General features: G+C 58.5%; 26 protein-coding genes. 18 read left to right on the forward strand and 8 right to left on the reverse strand.

The window, feature by feature from the left end:
* Positions 1 to 84: 84 nt before the first annotated feature.
* The 3 genes from ACPF7Z_RS10560 to ACPF7Z_RS10570 all read left to right on the forward strand — a co-directional run bounded on the left by ACPF7Z_RS10560 (position 85) and on the right by ACPF7Z_RS10570 (position 2851).
* Positions 85 to 1974, forward strand: a complete 1890-nt coding sequence (locus ACPF7Z_RS10560) for a beta-ketoacyl synthase (RefSeq protein WP_425193249.1) — start codon at positions 85 to 87, stop codon at positions 1972 to 1974.
* Between the two features lie 90 nt (positions 1975 to 2064).
* Entirely contained in the window at positions 2065 to 2559 is a 495-nt protein-coding gene (gene coaD / locus ACPF7Z_RS10565) for a pantetheine-phosphate adenylyltransferase (protein ID WP_425193206.1), read from the forward strand.
* A gap of 43 nt (positions 2560 to 2602) precedes the next feature.
* A complete protein-coding gene (locus ACPF7Z_RS10570) occupies positions 2603 to 2851 on the forward strand; it encodes a YfhL family 4Fe-4S dicluster ferredoxin (protein ID WP_425193207.1) in 249 nt (82 codons plus the stop codon).
* A gap of 30 nt (positions 2852 to 2881) precedes the next feature.
* Here ACPF7Z_RS10570 and ACPF7Z_RS10575 read toward each other — a convergent pair whose 3' ends face one another.
* Positions 2882 to 4195 (reverse strand): hypothetical protein, encoded by a 1314-nt coding sequence (locus tag ACPF7Z_RS10575; protein WP_425193208.1) that lies wholly within the window; start codon positions 4193 to 4195, stop codon positions 2882 to 2884.
* Positions 4196 to 4384: 189 nt separating this feature from the next.
* Between ACPF7Z_RS10575 and ACPF7Z_RS10580 the strand changes: the two genes are divergently transcribed.
* From ACPF7Z_RS10580 to ACPF7Z_RS10595, 4 genes are all read left to right on the forward strand, one after another.
* Positions 4385 to 5725: an MATE family efflux transporter gene (locus ACPF7Z_RS10580; RefSeq protein ID WP_425193209.1), complete on the forward strand. Its 1341-nt coding sequence runs from the start codon at positions 4385 to 4387 to the stop codon at positions 5723 to 5725.
* Positions 5726 to 5854: 129 nt separating this feature from the next.
* On the forward strand, positions 5855 to 7165 hold the full coding sequence (locus tag ACPF7Z_RS10585; protein WP_425193210.1) for a short-chain fatty acid transporter: 1311 nt from the start codon (positions 5855 to 5857) through the stop codon (positions 7163 to 7165).
* A gap of 29 nt (positions 7166 to 7194) precedes the next feature.
* Positions 7195 to 7704, forward strand: a complete 510-nt coding sequence (locus ACPF7Z_RS10590) for an acyl-CoA thioesterase (RefSeq protein ID WP_425193211.1) — start codon at positions 7195 to 7197, stop codon at positions 7702 to 7704.
* Between the two features lie 45 nt (positions 7705 to 7749).
* Positions 7750 to 8754: an ion transporter gene (locus tag ACPF7Z_RS10595; protein ID WP_425193212.1), complete on the forward strand. Its 1005-nt coding sequence runs from the start codon at positions 7750 to 7752 to the stop codon at positions 8752 to 8754.
* A 31-nt stretch (positions 8755 to 8785) separates the two neighbouring features.
* Here ACPF7Z_RS10595 and ACPF7Z_RS10600 read toward each other — a convergent pair whose 3' ends face one another.
* Complete coding sequence (locus ACPF7Z_RS10600) at positions 8786 to 9829, reverse strand: hypothetical protein (protein WP_425193213.1); 1044 nt, start codon at positions 9827 to 9829, stop codon at positions 8786 to 8788.
* A 244-nt stretch (positions 9830 to 10073) separates the two neighbouring features.
* Here ACPF7Z_RS10600 and ACPF7Z_RS10605 point away from each other — a divergent pair, with 244 nt between their 5' ends.
* The 3 genes from ACPF7Z_RS10605 to ACPF7Z_RS10615 all read left to right on the forward strand — a co-directional run bounded on the left by ACPF7Z_RS10605 (position 10074) and on the right by ACPF7Z_RS10615 (position 13374).
* Positions 10074 to 11306: an EAL and HDOD domain-containing protein gene (locus ACPF7Z_RS10605; RefSeq protein ID WP_425193214.1), complete on the forward strand. Its 1233-nt coding sequence runs from the start codon at positions 10074 to 10076 to the stop codon at positions 11304 to 11306.
* Positions 11307 to 11448: 142 nt separating this feature from the next.
* Entirely contained in the window at positions 11449 to 12051 is a 603-nt protein-coding gene (locus tag ACPF7Z_RS10610) for a LysE family translocator (protein ID WP_425193215.1), read from the forward strand.
* Positions 12052 to 12141: 90 nt separating this feature from the next.
* Positions 12142 to 13374: an EAL and HDOD domain-containing protein gene (locus tag ACPF7Z_RS10615; protein WP_425193216.1), complete on the forward strand. Its 1233-nt coding sequence runs from the start codon at positions 12142 to 12144 to the stop codon at positions 13372 to 13374.
* 23 nt (positions 13375 to 13397) lie between these two features.
* Here ACPF7Z_RS10615 and ACPF7Z_RS10620 read toward each other — a convergent pair whose 3' ends face one another.
* A complete protein-coding gene (locus ACPF7Z_RS10620; RefSeq protein ID WP_425193217.1) occupies positions 13398 to 13718 on the reverse strand; it encodes an I78 family peptidase inhibitor in 321 nt (106 codons plus the stop codon).
* A gap of 205 nt (positions 13719 to 13923) precedes the next feature.
* Here ACPF7Z_RS10620 and osmF point away from each other — a divergent pair, with 205 nt between their 5' ends.
* Genes osmF through ACPF7Z_RS10640 form a run of 4 tightly spaced genes read left to right on the forward strand, consistent with a single transcriptional unit; the run spans position 13924 to position 17889 of the window.
* Positions 13924 to 14841, forward strand: a complete 918-nt coding sequence (gene osmF / locus ACPF7Z_RS10625; RefSeq protein ID WP_425193218.1) for a glycine betaine ABC transporter substrate-binding protein OsmF — start codon at positions 13924 to 13926, stop codon at positions 14839 to 14841.
* A 29-nt stretch (positions 14842 to 14870) separates the two neighbouring features.
* Positions 14871 to 16058 carry an ABC transporter permease gene (locus ACPF7Z_RS10630; RefSeq protein ID WP_425193219.1) on the forward strand — a complete coding sequence of 396 codons (1188 nt, stop codon included), beginning with the start codon at positions 14871 to 14873 and terminating at the stop codon, positions 16056 to 16058.
* Complete coding sequence (locus ACPF7Z_RS10635) at positions 16055 to 17137, forward strand: ABC transporter ATP-binding protein (protein WP_425193220.1); 1083 nt, start codon at positions 16055 to 16057, stop codon at positions 17135 to 17137. Before ACPF7Z_RS10630 ends, ACPF7Z_RS10635 begins: the two co-directional genes overlap by 4 nt.
* On the forward strand, positions 17134 to 17889 hold the full coding sequence (locus tag ACPF7Z_RS10640; RefSeq protein WP_425193221.1) for an ABC transporter permease: 756 nt from the start codon (positions 17134 to 17136) through the stop codon (positions 17887 to 17889). The genes ACPF7Z_RS10635 and ACPF7Z_RS10640 overlap by 4 nt, the downstream gene beginning before the upstream one ends.
* A gap of 92 nt (positions 17890 to 17981) precedes the next feature.
* On the opposite strand, the gene ACPF7Z_RS10645 is transcribed toward ACPF7Z_RS10640, so the two are convergent.
* The 3 genes from ACPF7Z_RS10645 to ACPF7Z_RS10655 form a co-directional block, all read right to left on the reverse strand.
* A complete protein-coding gene (locus tag ACPF7Z_RS10645; RefSeq protein WP_425193222.1) occupies positions 17982 to 18113 on the reverse strand; it encodes an entericidin A/B family lipoprotein in 132 nt (43 codons plus the stop codon).
* A 114-nt stretch (positions 18114 to 18227) separates the two neighbouring features.
* Entirely contained in the window at positions 18228 to 18353 is a 126-nt protein-coding gene (locus ACPF7Z_RS10650) for an entericidin A/B family lipoprotein (protein WP_425193223.1), read from the reverse strand.
* A gap of 120 nt (positions 18354 to 18473) precedes the next feature.
* Positions 18474 to 19220, reverse strand: coding sequence for a sulfite exporter TauE/SafE family protein (locus ACPF7Z_RS10655; RefSeq protein WP_425193224.1), 747 nt, complete (start codon positions 19218 to 19220; stop codon positions 18474 to 18476).
* A gap of 94 nt (positions 19221 to 19314) precedes the next feature.
* Between ACPF7Z_RS10655 and ACPF7Z_RS10660 the strand changes: the two genes are divergently transcribed.
* Positions 19315 to 19740, forward strand: coding sequence for an HIT domain-containing protein (locus tag ACPF7Z_RS10660; RefSeq protein ID WP_425193225.1), 426 nt, complete (start codon positions 19315 to 19317; stop codon positions 19738 to 19740).
* Positions 19741 to 19762: 22 nt separating this feature from the next.
* On the opposite strand, the gene ACPF7Z_RS10665 is transcribed toward ACPF7Z_RS10660, so the two are convergent.
* Positions 19763 to 20158, reverse strand: coding sequence for a hypothetical protein (locus ACPF7Z_RS10665; RefSeq protein ID WP_425193226.1), 396 nt, complete (start codon positions 20156 to 20158; stop codon positions 19763 to 19765).
* Positions 20155 to 20730: a hypothetical protein gene (locus ACPF7Z_RS10670; protein WP_425193227.1), complete on the reverse strand. Its 576-nt coding sequence runs from the start codon at positions 20728 to 20730 to the stop codon at positions 20155 to 20157. Before ACPF7Z_RS10670 ends, ACPF7Z_RS10665 begins: the two co-directional genes overlap by 4 nt.
* A 263-nt stretch (positions 20731 to 20993) precedes the next feature.
* Between ACPF7Z_RS10670 and ACPF7Z_RS10675 the strand changes: the two genes are divergently transcribed.
* From ACPF7Z_RS10675 to ACPF7Z_RS10685, 3 genes are all read left to right on the forward strand, one after another.
* Positions 20994 to 21467: a Dps family protein gene (locus ACPF7Z_RS10675; RefSeq protein ID WP_425193228.1), complete on the forward strand. Its 474-nt coding sequence runs from the start codon at positions 20994 to 20996 to the stop codon at positions 21465 to 21467.
* A 154-nt stretch (positions 21468 to 21621) separates the two neighbouring features.
* Entirely contained in the window at positions 21622 to 22185 is a 564-nt protein-coding gene (locus ACPF7Z_RS10680) for a type 1 glutamine amidotransferase domain-containing protein (protein WP_425193229.1), read from the forward strand.
* Positions 22186 to 22278: 93 nt separating this feature from the next.
* Positions 22279 to 23385 (forward strand): App1 family protein, encoded by a 1107-nt coding sequence (locus ACPF7Z_RS10685; protein ID WP_425193230.1) that lies wholly within the window; start codon positions 22279 to 22281, stop codon positions 23383 to 23385.

The following is a 23385-nucleotide window of genomic DNA, read 5'->3' on the forward strand; positions in this document are numbered from 1 at the left end:
ATCATCCCGCACCAGAATCACATAGATAGAGACCCACCAGCACACGAGGGACGCGGCTTGTCACAACTACCGGTGATTGTCGGCATGGGCGGTGTCAACGCTGCCGGCAGGACTTCGGACCACCAGGCGTTTCGCCGCACGGTGCTCGATGTTCTGTCTCAGGACGACCAGGCACAAACGCTGATAGGGCTGGCGGCGATGATGCAGTTGATTCAACGCCGAGAGGATGGCGTCTGGCAGGATCAACAAGATCTGACGTTGACAAGCGACGATGTCATTTTGCATCACCGCGAGACGATTCTCGAGCGCACGCTCATTCGGCGCATCGAGCAGGCCATATTCAATGTCGAAGGAATCCCCGCCAATCGCGCGAGTCGACTCCACTTCGATGCGCCCGTGGTCTTTCAAGTGCGCCGCCGTCAACTCCCCACTCCGCTTCCGGCCCACTGGCAAGTGCGTGACCTCGATGGCCGCCAGGTGGAAGTGAGCGTGCCGGCGGGCAACCTGGATGTTCTCTTCCCTGAGCGTCGCGTGGCTCAGGTCCGAACCGCAGGCCAACTGCCCAGCGGCTTCGAACCCAGCGCCCTCTATCGCAGCGTGCACCACCCCCGTGGGTTATCCATGGCGATATTCGGCGCCAGCGATTGCCTGGGCCAGAGTGGCCTGAACTGGGAGTCGCTGCGCGATAGCCTGGACCCGGATCAGATCGCCGTGTATGCCGGCAACTCCATCGGCCAACTCGATAACGAAGGCTGGGGCGGCCTGCTCAAGAGCTACGTCGCGGGCAGCCGCGCCACCTCCAAACAGATGCCACTGGGCTACGGCCAGATGCCGGCGGATTTTCTGAATGCTTACGTGCTGGGCAGTGTCGGTGCCACCGGTGCCATTCAGGGTGCCTGCGCTACCTTTTTGTACAACCTGCGTCTGGGCGTCGAGGATATCCGCAGCGGCCGCCGCCGGGTAGTGATGGTAGGTACCAGTGATGCACCCATCACCCCAGAAATCATCGAGGGATTTCGTGCCATGGGAGCCCTGGCCGATGATGACAGCCTCAAGGCCCTGGATGCCTTGACCTTGCTCACGGACACCGACTATCAACGCGCTTGTCGGCCCTTCGCTCGCAATTGCGGCTTCACCATCGCCGAATCCAGCCAGTTCCTCTTGTTGATGGACGATTCCCTGGCCCTGGAAATCGGCGCCCAGATTCTCGGCAGCGTGCCGGGTGTATTCGCCAACGCGGATGGCTGGAAGCGCTCGATCTCGGCCCCGGGCATCGGCAACTACATCACCTTGGGCAAGGCGGTGGCGCTGGCCCGGGAAATGCTCGGCGAACGCGCCGTACAGGAACGCAGCTTCGTGCACGCGCATGCCACCAGCACCCCCAAGAATCGCGTGACCGAATCCCACGTGCTGCATGAAATCGCCCGGGCCAACGATATCACCGCCTGGCCGGTGGCCGGCATCAAGACCTTCGTCGGCCACTCCCAGGGCAGCGCCGCCGGCGACCAGTTGGCCAGCGCCCTGGGCAGCTTCGCCTATGGGTTGATTCCCGGCCTGCCCTACCTGGACGCCATTGCAAGCGACGTGCATGGCGAACGCCTCAGGCTGTTTCGTGAGCCTTTGCCTTTCGACGCCGATGCCGCTTTCATCAATGCCAAGGGCTTCGGTGGCAACAACGCCACCGGCCTGGTGCTGTCGCCGCAGGTGACCGAACGCCTGCTGGTCAAGCGTCATGGCCAGGCAGCATTGGACACCTGGAAGCAACGCCGCGAGGCCGTGCTGGCGTCTAGCGACGTCTATCGACAGCGCGCCGATGTGGCGGACTTCAGCGTCATCTACCGCTTCGGCCATGAAGTGCTGGAGGGTCCGGAATTGGAAATCGATCGGGACCGTATCCATATCCCCGGTTACGCGCGGCCGGTATCGCTGGCGGTGGACAACCCCTTCGGTCGCCTCGATGACGAGAACACTTGAAAGACAGGTCTCTTGAAACACGCCTCGAAAGGCAGACAATAGCCCTGAGTGCGTTTATTGATACATTCTGACTCGGCAAAGGATTCGCCCATGAATATCGTGGTCTATCCCGGCACCTTCGATCCTATTACCAATGGGCATTTCGATTTGATCGAACGCGCCGCGCGCATGTTCGACAAGCTCGTGGTAGCGGTAGCGGAAAGCCCGGGCAAGCAGCCGGCGCTGGATATCGATACTCGCATCGCCTTGATCGAGGACGTGGTCGACGGCCTGGACAACGTCGAGGTCGTGGGTTTCAAAGGCCTGCTGACCGAACTGCTGGATCAGCAGGGGGCACGGATCATTCTGCGGGGGCTGCGCGCGGTCTCGGATTTTGAATACGAGTTGCAACTGGCCAACATGAACCGCGCTCAGGCGCCGCATGTCGAAAGCCTGTTTTTGACCCCGGCGGTCGAGAATTCCTATATCTCCGCCACCATCGTCAGGGAAATCGCGCGGCTGGGGGGCAATGTCGGCCAGTTGGTGCATCCGCGGGTCGCCGATGCGCTTCGTGCGCGTTATCATACTCCCCAGAATTCAGGTTAAGCTTCTAGTGGTGATTGCTCATCACACAGCGAGGATTTAAACCATGGCCCTGATGATCACCGACGAATGCATCAACTGCGACGTCTGTGAACCCGAATGCCCTAACGGTGCCATTTCACCGGGGGAAGAGATCTACGTCATCGATCCCAACCTGTGCACTGAATGCGTCGGGCATTACGACGAGCCACAGTGCCAACAGGTTTGTCCAGTGGACTGCATTCCGCTCGATCCCGAGCGCGAGGAGACTCGCGACGAGCTGATGAAGAAGTATCAGATCATCACCGCCGCCTGAGCCTCTCCGGCCCGGCGCCCGATACAGCCCTCAAAAGCGATAAACTGCATAAAGTTCAAATAACTGAGACGTATTGTCGTTGCCCGCAAAACGATCCTCGGCGCCTTCATCCGGGAAGGCCACGGCGTAGATTGCCGAGAGCGAGAGCTTTTCGGTGATCGTCCAGTCTGCGTAGAGATTGACTTCCTTGGCAAAATCCTGATCGCTGGCCCCCGCCGCCTCGGTGTCGTGGTAACGGAAGCGATAGCCGATCAGACCGGTTTCCAGGTCGTCTCGGGGTTGTATCGAAGCCTTGATCATATCGACGTCGAGGTTGCTGTTGAACAGCATGTACTCGCCGACAATCTCGCCCATGAACCAGTTGCCCCAGCCGCTGACGAAGTCGTAGAACAGGGGATCGTAATTTTTGCTGAACTCCGCCCGACGATAGAGTATCTGCGGCCTTAGCGGCATATCTTCGAAGGTATAGGTTGCCTGTAAGTACCAGCCATCATCATCGATGTCCTGATCCTCGTTGTCCTGATAGACCCACTCCCCTCCCAGAGAGAGATTGGGCACCCTGGAAAAAGGCACCCCTTTGGCGCGCAGGTTATAGACGCTCATGTCATCCCGGGTGGCGATGTCGCTCTCGTAAAGATCAAGATAAGCAATGCCGAACTTGGCGCGTTTACCCAGAGTGTAATCCAGGTTGGCGCCGTTGAGCTTGGTGACCTCGTCCGGCCCGCCCGTGACGTACTGATCTTCCTCCAGATGAAACACATCCCCATGCCAGCCGTGGCTGTCGATCGAGGCAACCGCCGTCTTCTCGAAGCTTTCGCTGGGACCAATGTAATAGGTCGCATTGCGACCGAAATCGCTGAAGCCGTCGGCGAGGAGAAAACCATCACCGATAGCGAACTTCTGGCGACCAAACGACAACGTCACGGCGTCCTCGCCCAGCGTATCCCCAAACAGCTTCCCGCTACGCCAGCCGACGTAGGCGCGATCGAGTCGCGTGCCTTCCGGGTGACCCGGAGTCGCCCCGGCGGCGTCTCCATAGCGGCTGCCCCGGGTCATGCCCAGGCTGCCCTGCAAGCCGGAGAACAGCGTGCCGCTATCGCCTATATCCACCTCACCGATCAATTCGGGTTGCGCCACCGCCTCCCACCAGGCGGGATCCTCGTGAGTCGGGGCCGCGCCATCGATGCTGCGATCGGAGCCGAAATTGATGTCATCGGTGACGGCGCCAAACCAGTAAAGCGATAAACCACTCTTGAGTCGCACACCGCCATCGAGGCTTTCATAAAAGGTGTGTTCCGAGGAGAGCGGTTGAATACCCGATTCCTGATAGTCGATATCGGTCACGGCGGCGAAGGCTGGAAAGGAGATTCCCGCTAGGCAACCCAATACTCATGCCCCTTGGCGTGTCGGAATGATCCCATGCGGCACACAAGATAGATATTTCATTTGACAATCGTCCCTGAGCTATCATTGTTGGTTCTTCCATAACCCTAGGCCACCGATACGGTTTCGCCAATACACAGGTTAGCGGTTTTGACCATTACCCCCTCCGACAAGCGCGTCTGGCTGCTGGCCTGGCCGATCATTCTGTCGAATATCACCGTACCGCTGCTGGGCCTGGTAGATACCGCGGTCGTCGGTCATCTGCCGGATTCGCGCTATCTGGCCGGAGTGACCCTGGGCGCGACCCTGTTCAGCTTTCTTTACTGGGGGTTCGGCTTTCTGCGCATGGGCACCACCGGACTGACGTCCCAGGCCGCAGGTCGAGAAGATCACAGCTCGGTGCGCAATCTGCTGGGGCAGGCGCTGATCATGGCCCTGATCATCGGGATGCTGTTGATTGTTCTCTCTAAGCCCTTGATTGCCTTAGGCCTTTGGCTGCTCGATGGCAGCACCGAGGCCACTCGGCTGGCCGGTGAATATGCCGGCATTCGTATCCTTTCGGCCCCGGCGGTGTTGGCCAATTACGCCATTCTGGGCTGGTTCCTGGGCCAGCAGAACAGCCGCGTGACGCTTTTGATCATGGTCACGACCAATAGTGTCAACATCGTGCTCGACCTGCTCTTCGTGGTGGGGCTCGGCATGAACAGCAACGGTGTCGCCTGGGCCACGGTGATTGCAGATTACACCGCTCTCGGGCTTGGGCTCACCCTGGTCGTGCGCCAGCTGAAACGTCTCGACGGACACTTCTTGCGCGAGCAACTGATGAAGGTCAAAGCGTATCAGCGGCTCTTTCAGGTCAATGCACACCTGTTCGTGCGTACCCTGGGGCTGCTGTTCGCCATGGCCTTCTTTACTGCCCGGGGGGCAAGTCAGGGAGACGTCGTTCTGGCCGCCAACGCGGTGCTCTTGCAGTTCATCATGCTCACCTCCTACGGCCTGGACGGTTTTGCCCATGCCGCCGAAGCCCTCATCGGACGCGCCGTCGGGCGCCGCGACTGGTCGGAATTCAGCGATGCCGTCCGGGCGGCAACACGCTTTTCCCTGCTTACCGCCGGGGGTGCCATGCTGATCTTCGCCCTGGGCGGCAATGCGTTGATCGCCCTGCTCACGGATCTACCCGCCGTACGCGATACCGCCGCCGAGTTCTTGCCCTGGATGATCCTGATGCCCGCGCTGGCGGTGTGGAGCTATCTGCTCGACGGTGTCTTCATCGGTGCCACCGCCACCCGGGAGATGCGCAACAGCATCTTCGTCGGTCTGGCCGCCTATCTGCCGCTTTGGTGGCTGACCCAGAACATCGGCTCGGGAATGGGCAATCACGGCCTGTGGCTTGCGTTCACGGCCTTCATGCTGGTGCGTTCGCTGACTCTGGGAGGCTACTATCTGTACTATCGGCGACACTACTGGCGCAGCGCTGCATCCACCGCTTGAACATCATATTGACCGCCTGCGACCAGAGTGGCACAGGCAAGCGGCGTTTTTTACGCTACTTTCTACGTTACTTGAACTCGGGAATTGCTGAATAAGTAGTAATTCCTTAACAAACAAGCGAGAAACAACATGCTCAAGTTCCTGTCTCGACCCGCCGTCAGACTGGTCGAACGTTATCTGCCCGACCCTTACATCTTCGTGCTTCTGCTCACTCTGGTGGCTGCCGCCGCGGCCATCGGCGTGGAACGGCAGACGCCGCTGGAGGTGTTGCGCTACTGGGGTGACGGCTTCTGGGATCTGCTGACCTTCTCGATGCAGATGCTGCTGGTGCTGGTCACCGGCTTCATGCTGGCAAGCTCCCCCCCCGTCAAGCGGCAACTGGCACGACTCGCCATCAAGGCGGGCACCCCGGCCCGGGCCATCGTGCTGGTCACACTGGTTTCCCTGGCGGCAAGCTGGATCAACTGGGGCTTCGGTCTAGTGGTCGGGGCGCTATTCGCCAAGGAGCTGGCCAAACAGATCCGTGTCGACTATCGGTTGTTGATCGCCAGCGCCTATTCCGGCTTCGTGGTATGGCATGGCGGTCTGGCGGGCTCGATCCCCCTGGTCATCGCCACGGAAGGGCACTTCGCCATGGATCGGATTGGCGTCGTTCCCACCTCCGAGACGATCTTCTCCTGGTTCAACCTGGCCATCGTATTGGCGTTGTTCATCGTCGTGCCGCTGGTCAATCGAATGATGCTGCCGGATGAGAAGGACAGCGTCTATGTCGATGCGGACAAGCTCGACGATGGTCCGCCTCGCAGGCTCAGGGCGACTCGACCGGCGGAGCATCTCGAGAACAGCGTGACCCTGGCCTGGTTGGTCGGTATACCCGGACTGCTGTTTCTGCTGGATCACTTCCTTTTGCGCGGTGGCGGTCTCAATCTCAACGTGGTCAACTTCACCTTTCTGTTCCTGGCCATCGTGTTGCACCGTACGCCCCGCCATCTACTCGATAGCCTCTACGAGGCGGTGAAAGGCGGTGCGGGTATCGTCATTCAGTTCCCCTTCTATGCCGGTATCATGGCCATCATGGTGCAGTCGGGCTTGGCCGAAACCCTCTCGAAAGGCTTCGTTTCCATCGCTACCGCCGATACGCTACCCTTCTGGTCGTTCATCAGCGCCGGCGTGGTCAATCTGTTCGTGCCCTCCGGGGGTGGCCAATGGGCCGTTCAGGCGCCGGTCATGCTGCCTGCCGCGGAAGCCCTTGGCGCCAGCGTGCCACGCATCGCCATGGCGGTGGCCTGGGGTGATGCCTGGACCAACCTGCTACAGCCGTTCTGGGCATTGCCGGTACTTGCCATCGCCGGGCTCAAGGCCAAGGACATCATGGGCTTTTGCTTGATACAGCTATTCATCACCGGGGTGATCATCAGCCTAGGGCTCACTTTTCTCTGAAAAACGTTGCTTTGAAGGAGCAAAATGCGATGCAAGATGCGCTGCCCGGCCAGCACGAGTTGACCATGACCGTGCTGATGACCCCCGACATGGCCAACTTCAGCGGCAAGGTGCACGGCGGCGCCATCCTCAAGAAGCTCGACGAGGTCGCCTACGCCTGTGCCAGCCGCTATTCGGGAAGCTATGTGGTGACCCTGTCCGTGGATCAGGTGCTCTTCAAGCAGCCGATCAACGTCGGTGAGCTAGTGACGTTCCTGGCCTCGGTCAATCATGTCGGCAGCTCCTCCATGGAGATCGGCATCAAGGTCATCGCCGAGTCGATCCAGGAGAAGGTCATTCGTCATACCAACAGCTGCTATCTGACCATGGTGGCGGTGGACAAGAAGGGCCGGCCGGCACGAGTGCCGCCGTTGCCGCTTGAAACCTCCTTGCAGCAGCTGCGCTTCGACAAGGCGGCGCTGCGCAAGAAACTGCGTAAGCAGGCCGAGGAGGAAGCCCGACGAACCCACGAAAATCACTATAGCGTTCAGCCGCGCTAAGCGATTGACGTTGGCATGACAACAAACTCATCACAGGGAGGTGACATGACAGCGTCGACACCGCCACACCAGACGCGGTCAAACAGGGAACGCTTACTGCTGATCTGGGATCTGGCGATCATTGCGCTGGTAATCGTCAATCTCGCACTGCTGCTGTTCGACAGCCTGTTTCTGATCGATCCGCTGAATGCCGGTTTCGAGGCCGTGGCACCGGGTCTACACCAGGCTTATGCCGACAACATCCATGCCAATTTCTTCACCATCGACCTGATCTTCGTCAGCGTCTTCCTACTCGATGTGCTGTTCGGCTGGGCGGTGGCAATCGCCCAGGGTCGCTATCATCGCTGGTTCTTCTATCCTTTCGTGCACTGGTACGACGTGCTGGGCTGTATTCCTCTGGCGGGCCTGCGCTGGCTGCGGGCCTTGCGCATCTTTTCGCTGATGTTCCGCTTGCAGCGGCTGGGGCTGATCGATGTACGTCGCTGGTCGCTGTTCCAGATCCTGGCCAAGTATTACGAGATCCTGCTCGAGGAGATCTCCGATCGGGTAGCGATCCGCCTCGTCGACAACATACAGGATGAGATCCGCCACAGCGGCGCCTTGTCGGGACGTGTCGTCAACGAGATACTGATGCCGCGCAAGGAACAACTGGTAGAAGAACTCACTCAGCGCCTGCAGAGCATTCTAAGCGATGGTTATGGCGACAACCGCGCCCTGATTGCTCGCTATATCAGCGCCTTGGTCGGCCGCACCATGAACGAAAATCCGGAAATCCAGCGTCTGCGTCGCCTGCCCTTTGGCGAGTCCATGACCAACGCGGTGGACCACACCATCAGCGGTGTGGCCGCTCAGTTGGTGCACGAAGCCGTCACCAGCCTGGAATCGCCGGAATTCAAGCACCTGTTACAAAACCTGGCCGACAGCGGCTTCGACGTGATGCTCCAAACCGATCAACGCACCAACCAGATCACCGAACAGGTGCTGATCGACAGCCTGGAACTCATCAAGGAACAAATCGCCACCAAGCAGTGGCAGGTCAAGTACGACTGACCATTAATTCAAGCGCAGCCTGTGTGCGCCATCAGCTAGTCATCTCGAGTAGCGTATAGGGCGCCTCACAGGCGTAACGTTCGTCGCGTTCATCGATGTCTCCCAGCCCCATGTGTCGATCGTTGTCGTAGGCAACGAACAGCCGCGCCTTGTCCAGCACCGCCAGTCCTTCAGCCTTGTGCTCGAATTCCAGCGGAGCGCCCTCGGCATCGATGACCAACGCCGGCGACTTGTTGGCAGCGAAATCCTCAAGCGCCATCACCCACAGATAACCGCCGATATGTTCGACGCCTTCGATCTCGGTCTCGAAACTGGTCAGCAGATAGAGTCGGTCATTAAAAGGGTCATACTCCAGGCTTGACAGCCCGCAGACATGCCGCACCCCTTCGAATTGACCTGGGTCGAATCGATACAAGCTGCGCAGCTCATCGACGAATTCCAGGTTGCCATCAGCGGTGATCTTGTAATGCGCACCCACCACCCGGCACACGTACTCGAAGTCGTCGTGAGCATTGCCCTGCTCGCGCACCCCGAACAGCAGCAGGCCATCACCTTGTTTGCCGGGAATCGCCGCCAGCCCCTCGATCTTGTAGTAGGGCTTACCGATGGCGGCATTGAGTTTGCTGCGCAACTCCAGGGAGCCCTCGACACCGTCGCGCGGGTCCGGATCGACGGTCTTCACCTTGTCCGGCTCGCCCAGCGGCCAGATCAGCAGGTGATTGTAGTCGTTGAGGTCATGACTCTCGTTATCGATGCGATCGAAGCCGGTAGTAGCCAGCACGTATTTACCGTCCGCGGTCAACGCGAAATCCTCGTACTTGGTCGCCCGGGCGATGGGGCCGGCGGTGAAATATTCGAGGGTCGTGTCGTCGGGAATACCCTGATCGCTGATATCCATGGCGAATACCGCCGAGCGCTCGGCGCCGGGAATCGGCTTATCGCTGGCGAGAATCAAGCGCTGGCCATCGTAGACCACCGCCGAGACCTCGACATTGACGAGCCGATCCTGCTCATCGCGCAGGCCCGTGGGAAAGCAATGCATGGTACCGTGGGAAAGGATCGTGGCCTGGGTCATGGATGCCTCTTGGCTAGCGAATTTTATCTAAAACTGCGGGTTCGACACCTCGAATGCAAGTCGGGGGCATGATCAAAATACACGACCCAAGTTATACTTTGGCTGGCGAATCGGCACGGCCTTACATACATTAATAGTGTTTTTTCCAATCCACTCTGCCCATGGACAGCATTCAGCCGGCTAAAACAAGCTCAATAAAAGTAAACACTCAATAGTGAACCAAACGGTCGTTGAACTTTTTTTCATGAATAAAAACGAAGAATTCGCAGGGGTCACCGTACTGTTCGCGCGTCAGCCGATTTATGACCGCCAACATCAGCTTGCCGGCTGCGAGCTGCTGTTTCGCCCCTGCCCCCGAACCGAAGCGCTGACCGAACCGTTCGATGGCGATCTGGCCACCCGCCAGGTGCTACGCAATGCCTTCGCCCATACCGATATTCGCACGGTGTGCGAGCAGACACCGGCCTATATCAACTTCACGGCCAATGCCTTGAAGGCAGAGATTCCCTTTGATCCAGGTGACATCGTCATCGAAATCCTCGAAACCGTCGAGGCAAACGACGAGGTCATCACCGCGATCGAGGATTACAAGACACGGGGCTACACCATCGCGCTTGACGACTATCGCTTGAAGAGTGCCAATCATCCGCTGCTGGCCCTCGCCGATATCGTCAAGCTCGACTATCCGCAGTACAGCGCCGAGGAATTCACGTCACTGGTAACGGAACTACGGCATCACTATCCTCACCTGACGCTACTCGCCGAGAAGATCGAAACCCAGGAAGACTTCTTGAGTTGCCGGCAGGCGGGCTGTGATCTTTTCCAGGGGTACTATCTGGCCCGGCCCTCGAAGGTCGAGCGTGAGCGGTTACCGAGTGAGCACTTCGCGCTATTGCAGCTCCTCGCCGAGCTCAACCGCATCGACGCTAATGCAAAAGAACTCGCCAAGACCATCGACAACGACGCCTTTCTAAAGCGAGAGCTTTTAAACGTCGTCAATAGTGACTATTACTCCTGTCGCGATAAAATGACTTCAGCGTCGATGGCCATCGACGCTCTAGGTGTACGCCGCGTTCGCAACCTGGCCAGCATGCTGGCATTGAGCAAGCTGGACGACGCCCCCCATTCGCTGCAACGTCTTGCCTTGAACCGGGGACAGTTGTGTCAGGGGCTTGCCGATCATCTCGGCGGAGAACCGATTTCAGGATTCACGGTAGGTCTGTTTTCCATTCTGGGTGCTTTCTTTAAAAGCTCACTGGAGGACATTTTCGACAATTTGCCACTGCCAGCAGTGCTCAAGGAGGCTATTCTCGAACAGCGTGGCATCATGGGGCTGATGCTGGCAACGACATTGCAACTCGAGCAGGGTAATCTTGACGATCTCGACTGGCCGGCCCTTGCCGAATACGGCCTGTCTCCGGATAAAGTCAGCCAGGCTCAGCAGCGAGCCGTTGAAAATAGCGACGCGTTTTTATGATCGTCTGTACAGCATGCCAGGGGGTCGCTCGATTGGAAGTTTAAACCCTCAAAGCGACCCTACACCTGCTTGGATTGCCTCCTTTTATTGTCAATAGAGGCCTCTTCCGGTTATTCCGCTTGAACTACATGGATACAAATCAATGGAAAGTCTGGCTTTTCTCGGGCCGGCCGCCTTGTACATGGTCTCGATGACCATCACCCCGGGTCCCAACAACGTGATGCTGACGGCCTCCGGGGCCAATTACGGCTATTGGCGTACCCTGCCGCATATTCTTGGCATCATGGCCGGTTGCTTCGTGCTGTTCTCGTCCATCGCGCTGGGTCTCGGCCTGCTGTTCGAACGCTATCCGCTGTTTCAGACCCTGCTCAAGATCGTCGGTAGCCTCTATCTGCTCTATCTGGCCTGGAAGATTGCCAATGCACCGCCGCCGGACTTGAACCTGCCGAGACAAGGGCGGCCTCTGACCTTCTGGCAAGCCGCCGGTTTTCAGTTCGCCAATCCCAAGGCCTGGGTCATGGGACTGGCATTGATGGCAGGGTTTCTGCCGGAAGGGGGGAGTATCTGGGTAAACGCGCTCCTGCTGGCCGGCTTCGCGGAACTGATCGCGCTACCATGCATCTCATTATGGGCAGGTTTCGGCATGGCTATTGGTCGGCTTTTGCATAGCGCCCATAGCTGGCGCATCTTCAACGGCGTTATGGGCATGATGACCGCCGCCTGCGTCGTGTTCATTCTCGACTAAAAATACTCTTACGCGATCTCTTAAAGGTCTCACAGCCCTAGCCGATACTAATGAACAACTATCGATCTTTTGGTCATCGGATTTGTTTCAATGGATAAACCAGCAGTATCCGGCGCCACGACCGTGCTGTTTGCGCGTCAGCCCATCTACGATCGCAAGCATCAGCTCGCCGGCTGCGAACTGTTGTTTCGCCCTTGTGCCGACATCAACGCCTTCGTCGAACCTTTCGATGGCGATCTCGCCACGCATCAGGTGATGATCAGCGCCTTCACCGAAACCAATATTCGCGATGTGTGCGAGAACACCCCTGCGTTCATCAACTTCACCGCCAATACGCTGCAGGCAGAAATACCCTTCAACCCTAGCGAGATGATCATCGAGATTCTCGAGACCGTGGAACCCAGCGAGGAGGTGTTAGCCGCCATTCGCCGCCGCAAGCTACAGAACTACAAGATCGCTCTGGATGATTATCGCTTGAAAACTGCCGATCATCCGCTGCTGCCTTACGCGGATATCGTCAAGGTCGACTATCCCCATTTCGAGGCGGATGAACTGATGCGAGTGGTGACGCTCTTGAAGCGCGCGTATCCCACGTTGACGATACTGGCGGAAAAGATCGAGACCCATGAAGACTTTCAGTGCAGCCAGCAGGCGGGCTGCGATCTCTTCCAGGGCTATTACCTGGCCAAGCCGGCGCCGATACAAGGCCAGCGCATGGCGCAAAGCCGCCTGGACGTATTGCAGCTGCTGGCAGAACTCAATCGTGACGATGCCAGCATTCGCGAATTGACCGACACCATCCAGCGTGACGCCTTCATGAGTGTGCGACTGATGAAAATGGTGAACAGCGCCTATTATCAACGCGCCCAGGATATCACCTCGGTGCAGACCGCTGTAGCGCTACTCGGCCAGCGCCGTATTCGCAACCTGGCCAGCATGCTGGCGTTGACCAAGCTCGACGATAAACCCCATGCGCTGCAGAAGCTGGCCTTGACCCGCGGTTATCTATGCGAAGGATTGGCCGCCAACCTTGCCGATGACTCGATATCCGGCTTTACCATCGGCCTGTTTTCTTGCCTGGACGCCTTTTTCGACCGTTCGCTGGAGAGTGTTCTTAACGAACTGCCGCTACATACCTCGCTCAAGGAAGCCATTCTCGAACATAAAGGCCCCATGGGGCTGATCCTGGCAACGGCATTGCACATCGAACGCGGTGAGTTGGAGGCCATCGATTGGTCGGCACTCAATGCACTTGGCATGCCCCCGGAACGTCTCAGCCATGCCCAGCAATCTGCCATCGAGGCCGCCAACGCACAGTTATAAGCCTAAATACTGCCTCATCTGTCTCAACCGCAGCGCAGATCACTGATGCGGCCATCCTCGTCCAGGTAGATGTTCAATCGCTCCTGGCGATAATCAAGGGTGAAAGGCTGTCCCGGTTCGAGCACTCGGGCGCTCTCTGCTCCGCTCTGAGCGGTCAATACTTGGCGCAGGGCATCACTGTGATTTTGTCCGATATAGGTTTGCACCGCGCTGACATCGCACTGCTCATTGTCACCCGGCCCCCTCATGGATGGCGGGCGCGGCGCATCCTCTGCGGCGGGCCCACTCGCGCAGCCAGCCATCGACGCCGCCAGCCATAGTCCTAATGCCAAATGTTTGATCATATTGTTTTCCTTTTGCTACAACCTGTTCTTTTCGTACATCGCCAACCTAACGCACATCGTTAACGTACTGAATAGTGGTCATTCACATTCAGGATAGGCTAGTCTGGGTAGCGAGCAGGACAAGGATGGCCAAATCAGGCGAATCGCTTCGGCCAAGGTCGTCATATTCCACGTTTGAATCGCACTGTGAAGAGGATGAAAGCTTATGCTCAGGTTCGCTAACTTGATGGGTATCGCCTTGGGAACGACGTTGACCCTGAGCCCTGCACTCGCTGCAGACCCCCTACGGGTTGCCTCGAAGATCGATACCGAAGGGGCGCTGCTCGGCAATATGGTCATCGCACTCCTGGAAAATAATGACTACCCGGTGGAGAACAAGCTGCAGCTGGGCCCAACGAATATCGTACGCACGGCACTGCTCGAGAACCAGATCGACATGTATCCCGAGTACACCGGCAACGGCGCCTTCTTTACCGACACCGTCGATGACACCGCCTGGAAGGATCTCGACAAGGGTTACGAGAAGATCCGTCAGACGGATCTCGAAGAAAATGGCCTGGTCTGGCTGCCTCCGGCACCGGCCAACAACACCTGGGCCATCGCCCTACGCGAGGATCTGGCCAAGGAGAAAGACCTCAAGACCATGGAAGACTTCGGCAAGTGGGTCAGCAACGGTGGCGAGGTCAAGCTGGCGGCCTCGGCGGAATTCGTCGATAGCGAAGCCGCATTACCCAGCTTCCAACAGGCTTACGACTTTGAATTGAGCCAGGATCAGCTACTGGTGCTTTCCGGCGGCAACACCGCCGCCACCATCCGCGCGGCAGCCGAGGGCACCAGCGGCACCAATGCGGCCATGGTCTATGGCACCGACGGCGCCATTCAGCCCGCCGGGTTACGGGTCATGGACGATACCCAGGGCGTGCAGATGGTTTATGCGCCCACGATCGTCCTGCGCCAGTCCGTACTCGAGGCCAATCCCAAACTCGAAGAGCTGTTTGCCCCGGTTCTCGACTCCCTGGACCGGGAGACGCTGCAAGAGCTCAACAGTCGCATCCAAGTCGATGGGCAACCCGCCAAGCAAGTCGCCCAGGACTATTTGAAAGAGAATGACTTCCTGAAATAAGGATTCGGCTCAAGGTGTTGTCGAGAAAGGTGTCCAATGGACGGACCGACAGTCTGGTAGCCAATCGAGTGCTGCTGACCCTGGTGGTGGCTGCGGTGATAGGCGCGGCACTACTCTCTTTTGTCGCCATGGCGCCCAACCGGCTCGTGTCGGGAGAGTCGGTCAATCTGATAGCGGCCCTGCGGCCCTGGCAGTGGATAACCCTGATCGTCTTGGCGGCATTGCTGACGCTGTGCGCCCTGTCGCGTCCGTTCGCCTCGCCGGGTGCGCATTATCTAGTATTGACCGCGGCACCTTTATGGTTGGTGCTGGTGCTCTACGGGCTAGGCGACTATGCCGATCGAGCACTGCAGGAGGCCTCGGCGTCGGCTCGGGTCTCCCAAGGCGCGGCCTTCTGGATTCTGGTTTTCTGCCCGATCCTGATGATCGTGGATGCCTTTCAGCGTCTGCATACTCACCTGGGGCTACGTGGACTCTATACGCTGTTACTCGCCGCCGTGGTGGCCGCCCTATTCGCCCTGGGCCATTTCGATGGGCTGGCGATACTGCGCGAATATGCCAATAACCGCGATCTGTTCGCCGCGGAGTTCGTTACGCACCTACGCCTGATCGCCTCGGCGTTGGGCCCGGCATTGCTGATCGGCCTTCCGCTAGGCCTGCTCGCGCATCGTCGTGCCGGTACCCGCGGCCCGCTCTTCGGTGTGCTCAATTTCTTTCAAACGATCCCGTCGATTGCACTGTTCGCGCTGTTGGTCGCGCCGTTAGCCGCGTTGAGCGAGGCATTTCCGTTGCTGCGGGAGCTCGGCGTCAAAGGCATTGGGGCCACCCCTGCCATCATTGCGCTGATCATGTATGCCCTATTGCCCATCGTGCGTAATACCTATGCCGGCTTTGATGGGGTCGCTGCCACGACGCTCGAGGCGGCACGGGGTATGGGCATGACGTCACGCCAGATCCTGTGGCGGGTCGAGATCCCCCTGGCCTTGCCGGTCATCCTCGCCGGGCTTCGCATCGTGACCGTGCAAGCTATCGGCCTGACCGTGGTGGCCGCCTTGATCGGCGCCGGGGGGCTCGGCGCCTTCATCTTTCAGGGGCTCGGTCAATACGCCATCGATCTGGTGCTGCTGGGGGCGGTGCCAACCATCGCCCTGGCCGTGGTGGCGGATTTCATTCTGCAGATTCTGGTCGCATTGAGTAGACCCCCGGGGGCCCGATGATCGAGCTACAAGGATTGACCAAGACCTATGCCGGCAAGGACGTGGTCAAGGACGTCTCGCTGCGCATCGAGAGTGGCGAATTTGGCGTACTGATCGGCCCCTCGGGCTGTGGTAAATCGACCACCCTGCGCATGATCAACCGTCTGATCCCGCTGACCCAAGGCCGCATTTTCCTGGGGGATGAAGATGTCACCGAGCTGCCGGCGGAACAGTTGCGCCGACGCATCGGCTACGCCATCCAATCGACGGGGCTGTTTCCGCACTGGACGGTGGCCCAGAACATCGCCGTGGTGCCGGGCCTGCTCAAATGGTCGAAGCAGCGCACCGCCGAACGGGTCGATGAACTGCTGAATCTGTTTCACTTGGATGCCGGCGAGTTTCGTGACAAGTATCCGCATCAGCTCTCCGGCGGCCAGGCCCAGCGCGTCGGGGTCGCCCGGGCGCTGGCGGCGGACCCGGAGGTGCTGTTGATGGACGAGCCCTTCGGCGCCGTCGATCCGCTGACCCGAGATGTGCTGCAAAACGAGATGCTGCGGGTCCATCAGCAGACCGGCAAGACCATCGTCTTCGTCACCCACGACATGGACGAGGCGCTCAAACTGGCCTCGCGCATCGCCATCCTTAATGCCGGACGGCTGGTGCAGTACGACCGCCCCATCGAACTACTGACCCAGCCCGCCGACGATTTCGTGCGCAACTTCATCGGCAAGGCGGACCTGGGCCTTAAATTGCTGTCCCGGCGCTGGGTGTACCAGTATCAGCAGTCCGCCGAGATTCTAGAGCAACCCTCGTCCTTCGATCACGATCGTTCCTCGGTGGCCCACGGCTGGGAAGTCGATGAGCAGGGACGCCCACTATGCCTGCACGGCGGGCGTCTTTATGCTCAGGACGATGAACAGCGCACCCAAGTCACCCAGGAATGGAGCGCAACCCCGGACATGACCATGAAGGAAGCGCTATCACGGATGGTCTGGTTTCGCGTCATGGTGTTGCCGGTTCTGGATAGCGAGGAACGCCTGATCGGTGAGGTCGCCATGGAGGGTGTCATGGGGCATGAACCTATAAGGCAAGAGTCATGAAGGCAGTGGCCCTGCGCGCGCCGACACAGACCCGTACCTGGCTGCTGATCGCCTTGAGTGTCTTGCTGGTGGTGTTGGTGCTTTTCATGGGAGAATTGAAGCCGCTGTTCGAGCTCGCCTTTCCGGATCTGAAGTCACCGCTTTACGATCGCGAGAGCTTCCTTCAACTGACCCTGGATCATCTACTGCTGGTATTGGTATCGTCGCTCATCTCGATCAGCGTCGGGGTGGGGGCTGGGTTATTCGTGACGCGCCACAGTGGCCGAGAATTCGAGCCGCTGGTGTCCTCTCTGGCAGCCATCGGCCAGACCTTTCCGCCCGCGGCGGTGCTCGCCATCGTCGTTCCTCTGGCGGGCTTCGGCTTCATACCCACCATCGTGGCCTTGACGCTTTATGGCTTGTTACCGGTCGTACAGAACACCATCGCCGGATTGGGCACCGTGCCGGCCACCACCCTGGAAGCGGCCAAAGGCACCGGCATGAGCAGACTGCAGATCCTGTTGCGGGTCGAATTGCCTTTGGCCATGCGCGTGATCATCGCCGGGGTGCGGGTCTCGGTGATCATCAATATCGGCACCGCCACCATCGGCTCGACGGTGGGCGCCCAGAGTCTGGGAACACCGATCATCGCCGGCCTGGTAGGCAATAATATCGCCTACGTGATTCAGGGCGCCGTACTGGTAGGGTTACTGGCGATCGTGACCGACTTGTTTTTTGAACGTCTGGAGCGGCGTTTCAGCGTCGGAGCTTAGCGCCAGAGAGCGGTAGCAGGATACGAGTGGCTGTGCACCAGAACACTTGCAAACAAAAACTTGCCGCCCGGGGTTACCGGGCGGCAGGTTGATCAGCTGGCTGATTCCTGAATCTCTTCACCACCTCGTTCAATGTCTTCGCCGGCGCCTTTCAGTGTGTTGCATCCCGTCAGCAAACCTGCACTGATGATCAAGGTAAATGTCAGCATCAAAAGCTTTTTCATGATGTTCTCCTTAACGTTGAGTTGCTTCTGAGGAAATAAATTTGGTGGCTTGGCCACCTCATGAAGCCTAACAGGTGACGATTGGTTACGCACATTCAGGTCATCTACGCTTGTCTAGTCCGCCGCTTCTTCTATTTCCGATCCAACCTTGCTGAGATCCTCGCCAAATCCTCGCATGGTATTACATCCGGCAAGTGACACCAGCAGCACCACAGCTGACAGCAGCAACAGATGTTTCATGTTCTTCTCCTGGTTCGAGAGTCGAGTCCGATAGGTTCAGTTATCTCGCAAGTATAGCGTCACGGCAAGCGCTACGAATATTCGATCTGGCATCCTCGGCAAGCAATAGGCGTTCGTTCGTCAAAAGAATATCAGCCGTGCGACGATGGCAGCGATGACCACGAGGGTCAGCCGCTTGACCCAGTAGGCGCCACGCGGGCCCATGTTGACCTTCACCGCCAGCCAGGCGCCACTCATGCTGCCCAGCGCCAGCAGCAAGCCATAGCCCCAGCGCACTTGATCGTTGATGACAAACAGCAACAGTGCCGGCAAGGTATAAATCAGGATGATGAACACCTTGAACACATTGACCTGGGCCAGGTCGATCTTGAGAAGCCGATAAAGCACGACGATGAAGAGCACCCCCACCCCAACCTGGATGAAACCGCCATATAGCCCGATAGCGAACATGGCGAGATAAACGCCCGGTGTCAGGCGCTCCGGGGTCAAAGCCCGGGTATCAAGCTTGGGCTGGGGCAGTAGCATCATGATCGAGGCGCCGATCATCGCAACGATCAATACCGCCTCGAACAGGGCATCCGAGACCTGCAGAGCCAGCCAGGCGCCGCTCAAGGAGCCAACAACCGCCGGGATCGACAGGCGCAGACTGATGGCGATTTCCCGAGCCCCGGCGCGAAAGAAGCTGCTCACCGCGCTCACGCTCTGCAGCACGATACTCACCCGATTGGTGCCGTTGGCTTCCTGGGCCGGCAACCCCAGAAACATCAACAATGGCAGCGTCAGCATCGAGCCCCCGGCCGCCAACACATTGATGAAACCGGCGATGCCTCCTATCGTCACCAATGCAAGTGCCTCGAGCAGCGTCATTCCCTCTCCTTGTCGTCCATCGTTTTATTCATCTTTACAGCGCCTTGGATGATGACACCATCAATCCTTTCGAGATCACCACTGAGGGAGCCTTATGAGCGACTTTACTCTTCATCCACGTTTGGCAGCGGACACCTATCAGTTGACCGATCTGCCCTTGTGTCAGGTGCGCCTGATGAACGATGCGCGCTTTCCCTGGTTGATACTGATACCGCGCCGGGCCGCTATCCGCGAGGTTTATGAACTCGACGAGAACGATCAAGCGCGGCTATGGCAGGAAACTACGGTGCTGGGGCGTGGGATGCAACAATTGCTGGGTGGAGACAAGCTCAACCTGGCCACGCTGGGCAATCAGGTAGCGCAGTTGCATGTACACGTCATCTTGCGACGCCAGAACGACGAGGCCTGGCCCGCGCCGGTGTGGGGCATGGGCACGCCACAGGTCTATACCCAGGCCGCGCTGAACGAGATGCGTCATAGACTTCTCGCCTTGGCGACCTCCACTTTCAACGTCGGTTGAAGGCCTCCAGGGGTGGGCTAACTTACTGCGTGTCTTCCAAGCGCGAGGTGATCTCCACCAGCAAAGGATCGAAGCGATAGGGTTCGATGGCTTGGCCGCCCTGGCGCCCCGATAATGCCAGCCGCGTGCCTGTGGGGATCGTACTGGTGGACAACCGTACCTCATAGCCAGGGCGGGAGGCGTACACGGCATCGATGCGCCCCAGTTCGGCGTCGGCGAAGCGGATCACGAAGCCGCGTTCGACCAGCACCTCGAGTCCCGTGCTCAGCACGCGTTGGCTACTCGCTTGAAGCTCGATCTGACGCTCGGACAGCGTGCTCGGCGTGCTGGCGCAGGCCGTCAGCAAGACTGTCAGCAAGGTCATCAACAGGATGACCGGCAAGGCGTTGCACGACAGCATGCGGGTCATGGGTTTCATTGCTGGCTCTCCAGGGCGCGCACTCGGGATTCGATGGAGGCGCTGAGTTCGCGACAGAAATCGCTGCGGTTCTGCGGACGAGAATCGACCACGTAGCCACCTGCATCCACGATACTCGCATCCCGGGTGATACTGACTTGCTGATCTTCGATGATCACCGACAGGCGTTCGATCTCTATCGGATCGTCCGCGTAGCCGCCACCGAAGCCACCGCCGAAACCAGTTCCGAACCCCACCGAGAATCCCGACCGCCGCCCTACGCTGCCCCATACCGAGCTGCCCCCGAGCAAGGGCCTATCTACGGCCCCCAAGCCCGGCTGGCGCGCACTGCGCTCGGCGCTGACAACACCCAGTTGAGCGTCCGTATGGCGAATGACATAGCGGCGTGCCTCGAGGGACTCCACGGCAGCCCTGAGCCAAAGGTCTTGTGAGGCTTGATCGCTGCGTGACCAGGTGCAAGGCGCGGGTGTTGCCTCGACGTTGCGTGCCAAGGGATCCGGAGACGCCAGTGACTGACAGCCGGTCAGCACCAGCGCGATGAGGGGTAGCAATGAACGTGACAGCTGGCGCATGGGTATTCCTCTGGGTTCATGGTGCGTTGCCAGACAACCGTTGCTCCCTCAAGCATAGTCGCAACCCGTGGCTGACAGGCCATCCTGATATTCCACGTAATGTAGAACGAATCCGTGACGCAAGACACGATGAGTCGATGCCATCAACGATGCAACATAATGATAGCCAATTGCTATCAAACCAATGATTTAGATTAGCTTTTTATTTAATAACGGATGCCCTATCGTCTCTTCAGACTTTAATTCATCCGAGGAGAATGATCATGTCCGATACCAATGTCATTGGTTTGCACACGAGTAGCGCCACGCAGTTGGCAGAAAAGCTCAATGTCCTGCTGGCCAACTATCAGATCTTTTACATGAACGTGCGCGGTTATCACTGGAACGTGAAGGGCCAGCAATTCTTTGAGCTACATGCCAAGTTCGAAGAGCTATATACGGATTTGCTGACCAAGGTCGATGAAGTTGCAGAACGCATCCTGACCTTGGGCTACGAGCCATTGCACGCCTACAGCGACTATGCGCAGAACGCCTCGATCAAGGAAGACAAGCACGTTCATCAAGGCCAAGCCTGCGTACGCGGCATCCTATCGGGCTATCAGGTATTGATTGAATTGCAGCGTGAGATCTTGAGCCTGGCGTCCGACGCCGATGACGAAGGCACCGCCTCCTTGGCTGGTGATTACATTCGTGAGCAGGAAAAGACCGTGTGGATGCTCAACGCCTATCTGGGTTGAGTCGGTGCGGGACTAACTGGGCCGGTAGCCTACATTTTGAAACACACCCGGCCTTGTACTCGCCCATAGGTGGCCCAACTTCTATTCGAGTGACACGTGGAACATAGTGCCACATTTTCTTTTTTGTTAGGCAATGTGCCGCAAGGAGGTAGCCATGAGCCAGCAACTTTCAGGTAAACGCGTCGCCATTCTCGCCACCCACGGTTTCGAGGAATCCGAACTGTCGGTGCCGAAGTCCAAGCTGGACAACCAAGGCATCACCGTGCATGTCATCGCACCTGATGCCAAGGGCATTCGTGCCTGGGCGGAAACCGACTGGGGCGAGACCTACGACGTCGACAAGAGTCTCGATGAGGCGGATTCCACCGATTATCACGCCCTTGTACTTCCGGGCGGTTTGTTCAACCCGGACACGCTGCGCCAGAATGACAAGGCGTTGGACTTTGTGCGCCATTTCTTTGAAGCCGGCAAGCCCGTGGGCGCCATTTGTCACGCACCCTGGATTCTGATCAATGCGGGTGTCGTCGATGGTCGCAAGATGACCTCTTTCCCGTCTGTTTCTCAGGATCTGAAGAATGCGGGCGCCAACTGGGTCGATGAAGAAGTCGTCGTCGACAGTGGCCTGGTCACCAGCCGCAAGCCGAGTGATCTGGATGCGTTCTGCCACAAGCTGGTTGAAGAAATTAGCGAAGGACGCCACTCCGACCAGCACAGCTGATACGCTAACGTTCTTCCCGTTTTCGCCTGTCTCCTCAGAAGACAGGCGTTTTTGTGTATGCTTATTTAATTTCCGCCGGCCTCGGGAGACTCCATGCCGCATACCCCCCGACCTATCAGTAAAGCACTGAGAAAACTCCTGCGTGTCGTGGCACGTCCCATGAAATCGGACAAGGGTCATGGCGGTATCGTGATCAACGCCTACCGAGGTTACGGCTCGCAAAGCGAAGTGTTTGTCATGGGGCGTGTGTTCCGCCAGTTACGCATCGGCATACCGGCGCCGGAAGGAACGCTGTATCGGGATATCGTCGACGTTTTCCGTCGCATGCTGCGCTGGGGGGTCAAGCACGTCGAGGTCACTCTCGAGCTGGGAGGCAACCGCAAGCGAGTCACAACCGATCGAGACGGCTACTTCGACATCCACATGAAGATCGAAGACGCACTGTCCGTGGAACAAAGCTGGCACACCGGCACCCTCGATATCGTCATGCACGATGCCCGTACCGTGCGCGGCAACGTCGACATCTACATACCGCCGCCGAGCGTGGATCTGGTGGTGATCAGCGATATCGACGATACCGTGATGCACACCGGGGTCGCCAACAAGCTCAAGATGATGTATCGGCTTTTCTTCGAGAAAGCTCATCAACGTACCGCCTTTCCCGGTGTCGCCGACTTCTATCAAGCCCTGTTCGCGGGATCCGACGGTCAGCGTCGCCGCCCGTTACTCTACGTCTCACGAGGGCCCTGGAGCATCTACGAGGTGCTCGAGGAGTTCTTTCAGCGTAACCGCATCCCCGTTGGACCCATCCTTTTCCTGCGCGAATGGGGGCTAACGCTACAGCGCCCCTTGCCGCGCAAGGCCGAAGATCACAAGTTGAGCTTGATCACGCAGATGCTGACCCTCTACGACGACCTGCCATTCGTGCTGATCGGCGATAGCGGCCAGCACGACCCGGAAACCTACGCACGCATCGTACACAATTACCCCGGCCGTATCCGGACGATCTACATTCGCAACGTCAACCATGACGCCGAGAGAGACGAAGCGATCGCCTGCCTGGCCCGGGAAGTCGAAAAGGATGGCTGTTCACTGCTGTTGGCCGCGGACAACGCCAGCATGGCGGAACACGCCTACGAGAAAGGGCTGATCTCCGAGGCCGGACTGCGCGCAGTGCAAAAGGCATTCGATAATCCTTGA

This window comes from Halomonas sp. GXIMD04776, from assembly GCF_049808615.1.
In the GTDB taxonomy this organism is placed as follows: domain Bacteria; phylum Pseudomonadota; class Gammaproteobacteria; order Pseudomonadales; family Halomonadaceae; genus Modicisalibacter.

Coding starts and splice junctions, on each gene's coding strand:
- ACPF7Z_RS10600 (WP_425193213.1), bottom strand. CDS start 9,829: ATGACCCAGGCCACGATCCTTTCCCACGGTACCATGCATTGCTTTCCC.
- ACPF7Z_RS10635 (WP_425193220.1), top strand. CDS start 16,055: ATGATCGAGCTACAAGGATTGACCAAGACCTATGCCGGCAAGGACGTG.
- ACPF7Z_RS10655 (WP_425193224.1), bottom strand. CDS start 19,220: ATGACGCTGCTCGAGGCACTTGCATTGGTGACGATAGGAGGCATCGCC.
- ACPF7Z_RS10680 (WP_425193229.1), top strand. CDS start 21,622: ATGAGCCAGCAACTTTCAGGTAAACGCGTCGCCATTCTCGCCACCCAC.
- ACPF7Z_RS10660 (WP_425193225.1), top strand. CDS start 19,315: ATGAGCGACTTTACTCTTCATCCACGTTTGGCAGCGGACACCTATCAG.
- ACPF7Z_RS10570 (WP_425193207.1), top strand. CDS start 2,603: ATGGCCCTGATGATCACCGACGAATGCATCAACTGCGACGTCTGTGAA.
- ACPF7Z_RS10560 (WP_425193249.1), top strand. CDS start 85: ATGGGCGGTGTCAACGCTGCCGGCAGGACTTCGGACCACCAGGCGTTT.
- ACPF7Z_RS10650 (WP_425193223.1), bottom strand. CDS start 18,353: ATGAAACATCTGTTGCTGCTGTCAGCTGTGGTGCTGCTGGTGTCACTT.
- ACPF7Z_RS10610 (WP_425193215.1), top strand. CDS start 11,449: ATGGAAAGTCTGGCTTTTCTCGGGCCGGCCGCCTTGTACATGGTCTCG.
- ACPF7Z_RS10620 (WP_425193217.1), bottom strand. CDS start 13,718: ATGATCAAACATTTGGCATTAGGACTATGGCTGGCGGCGTCGATGGCT.
- osmF (WP_425193218.1), top strand. CDS start 13,924: ATGCTCAGGTTCGCTAACTTGATGGGTATCGCCTTGGGAACGACGTTG.
- ACPF7Z_RS10670 (WP_425193227.1), bottom strand. CDS start 20,730: ATGCGCCAGCTGTCACGTTCATTGCTACCCCTCATCGCGCTGGTGCTG.
- ACPF7Z_RS10675 (WP_425193228.1), top strand. CDS start 20,994: ATGTCCGATACCAATGTCATTGGTTTGCACACGAGTAGCGCCACGCAG.
- ACPF7Z_RS10605 (WP_425193214.1), top strand. CDS start 10,074: ATGAATAAAAACGAAGAATTCGCAGGGGTCACCGTACTGTTCGCGCGT.
- ACPF7Z_RS10590 (WP_425193211.1), top strand. CDS start 7,195: ATGCAAGATGCGCTGCCCGGCCAGCACGAGTTGACCATGACCGTGCTG.
- ACPF7Z_RS10685 (WP_425193230.1), top strand. CDS start 22,279: ATGCCGCATACCCCCCGACCTATCAGTAAAGCACTGAGAAAACTCCTG.
- ACPF7Z_RS10585 (WP_425193210.1), top strand. CDS start 5,855: ATGCTCAAGTTCCTGTCTCGACCCGCCGTCAGACTGGTCGAACGTTAT.
- ACPF7Z_RS10640 (WP_425193221.1), top strand. CDS start 17,134: ATGAAGGCAGTGGCCCTGCGCGCGCCGACACAGACCCGTACCTGGCTG.
- ACPF7Z_RS10665 (WP_425193226.1), bottom strand. CDS start 20,158: ATGAAACCCATGACCCGCATGCTGTCGTGCAACGCCTTGCCGGTCATC.
- ACPF7Z_RS10645 (WP_425193222.1), bottom strand. CDS start 18,113: ATGAAAAAGCTTTTGATGCTGACATTTACCTTGATCATCAGTGCAGGT.
- ACPF7Z_RS10615 (WP_425193216.1), top strand. CDS start 12,142: ATGGATAAACCAGCAGTATCCGGCGCCACGACCGTGCTGTTTGCGCGT.
- ACPF7Z_RS10595 (WP_425193212.1), top strand. CDS start 7,750: ATGACAGCGTCGACACCGCCACACCAGACGCGGTCAAACAGGGAACGC.
- coaD (WP_425193206.1), top strand. CDS start 2,065: ATGAATATCGTGGTCTATCCCGGCACCTTCGATCCTATTACCAATGGG.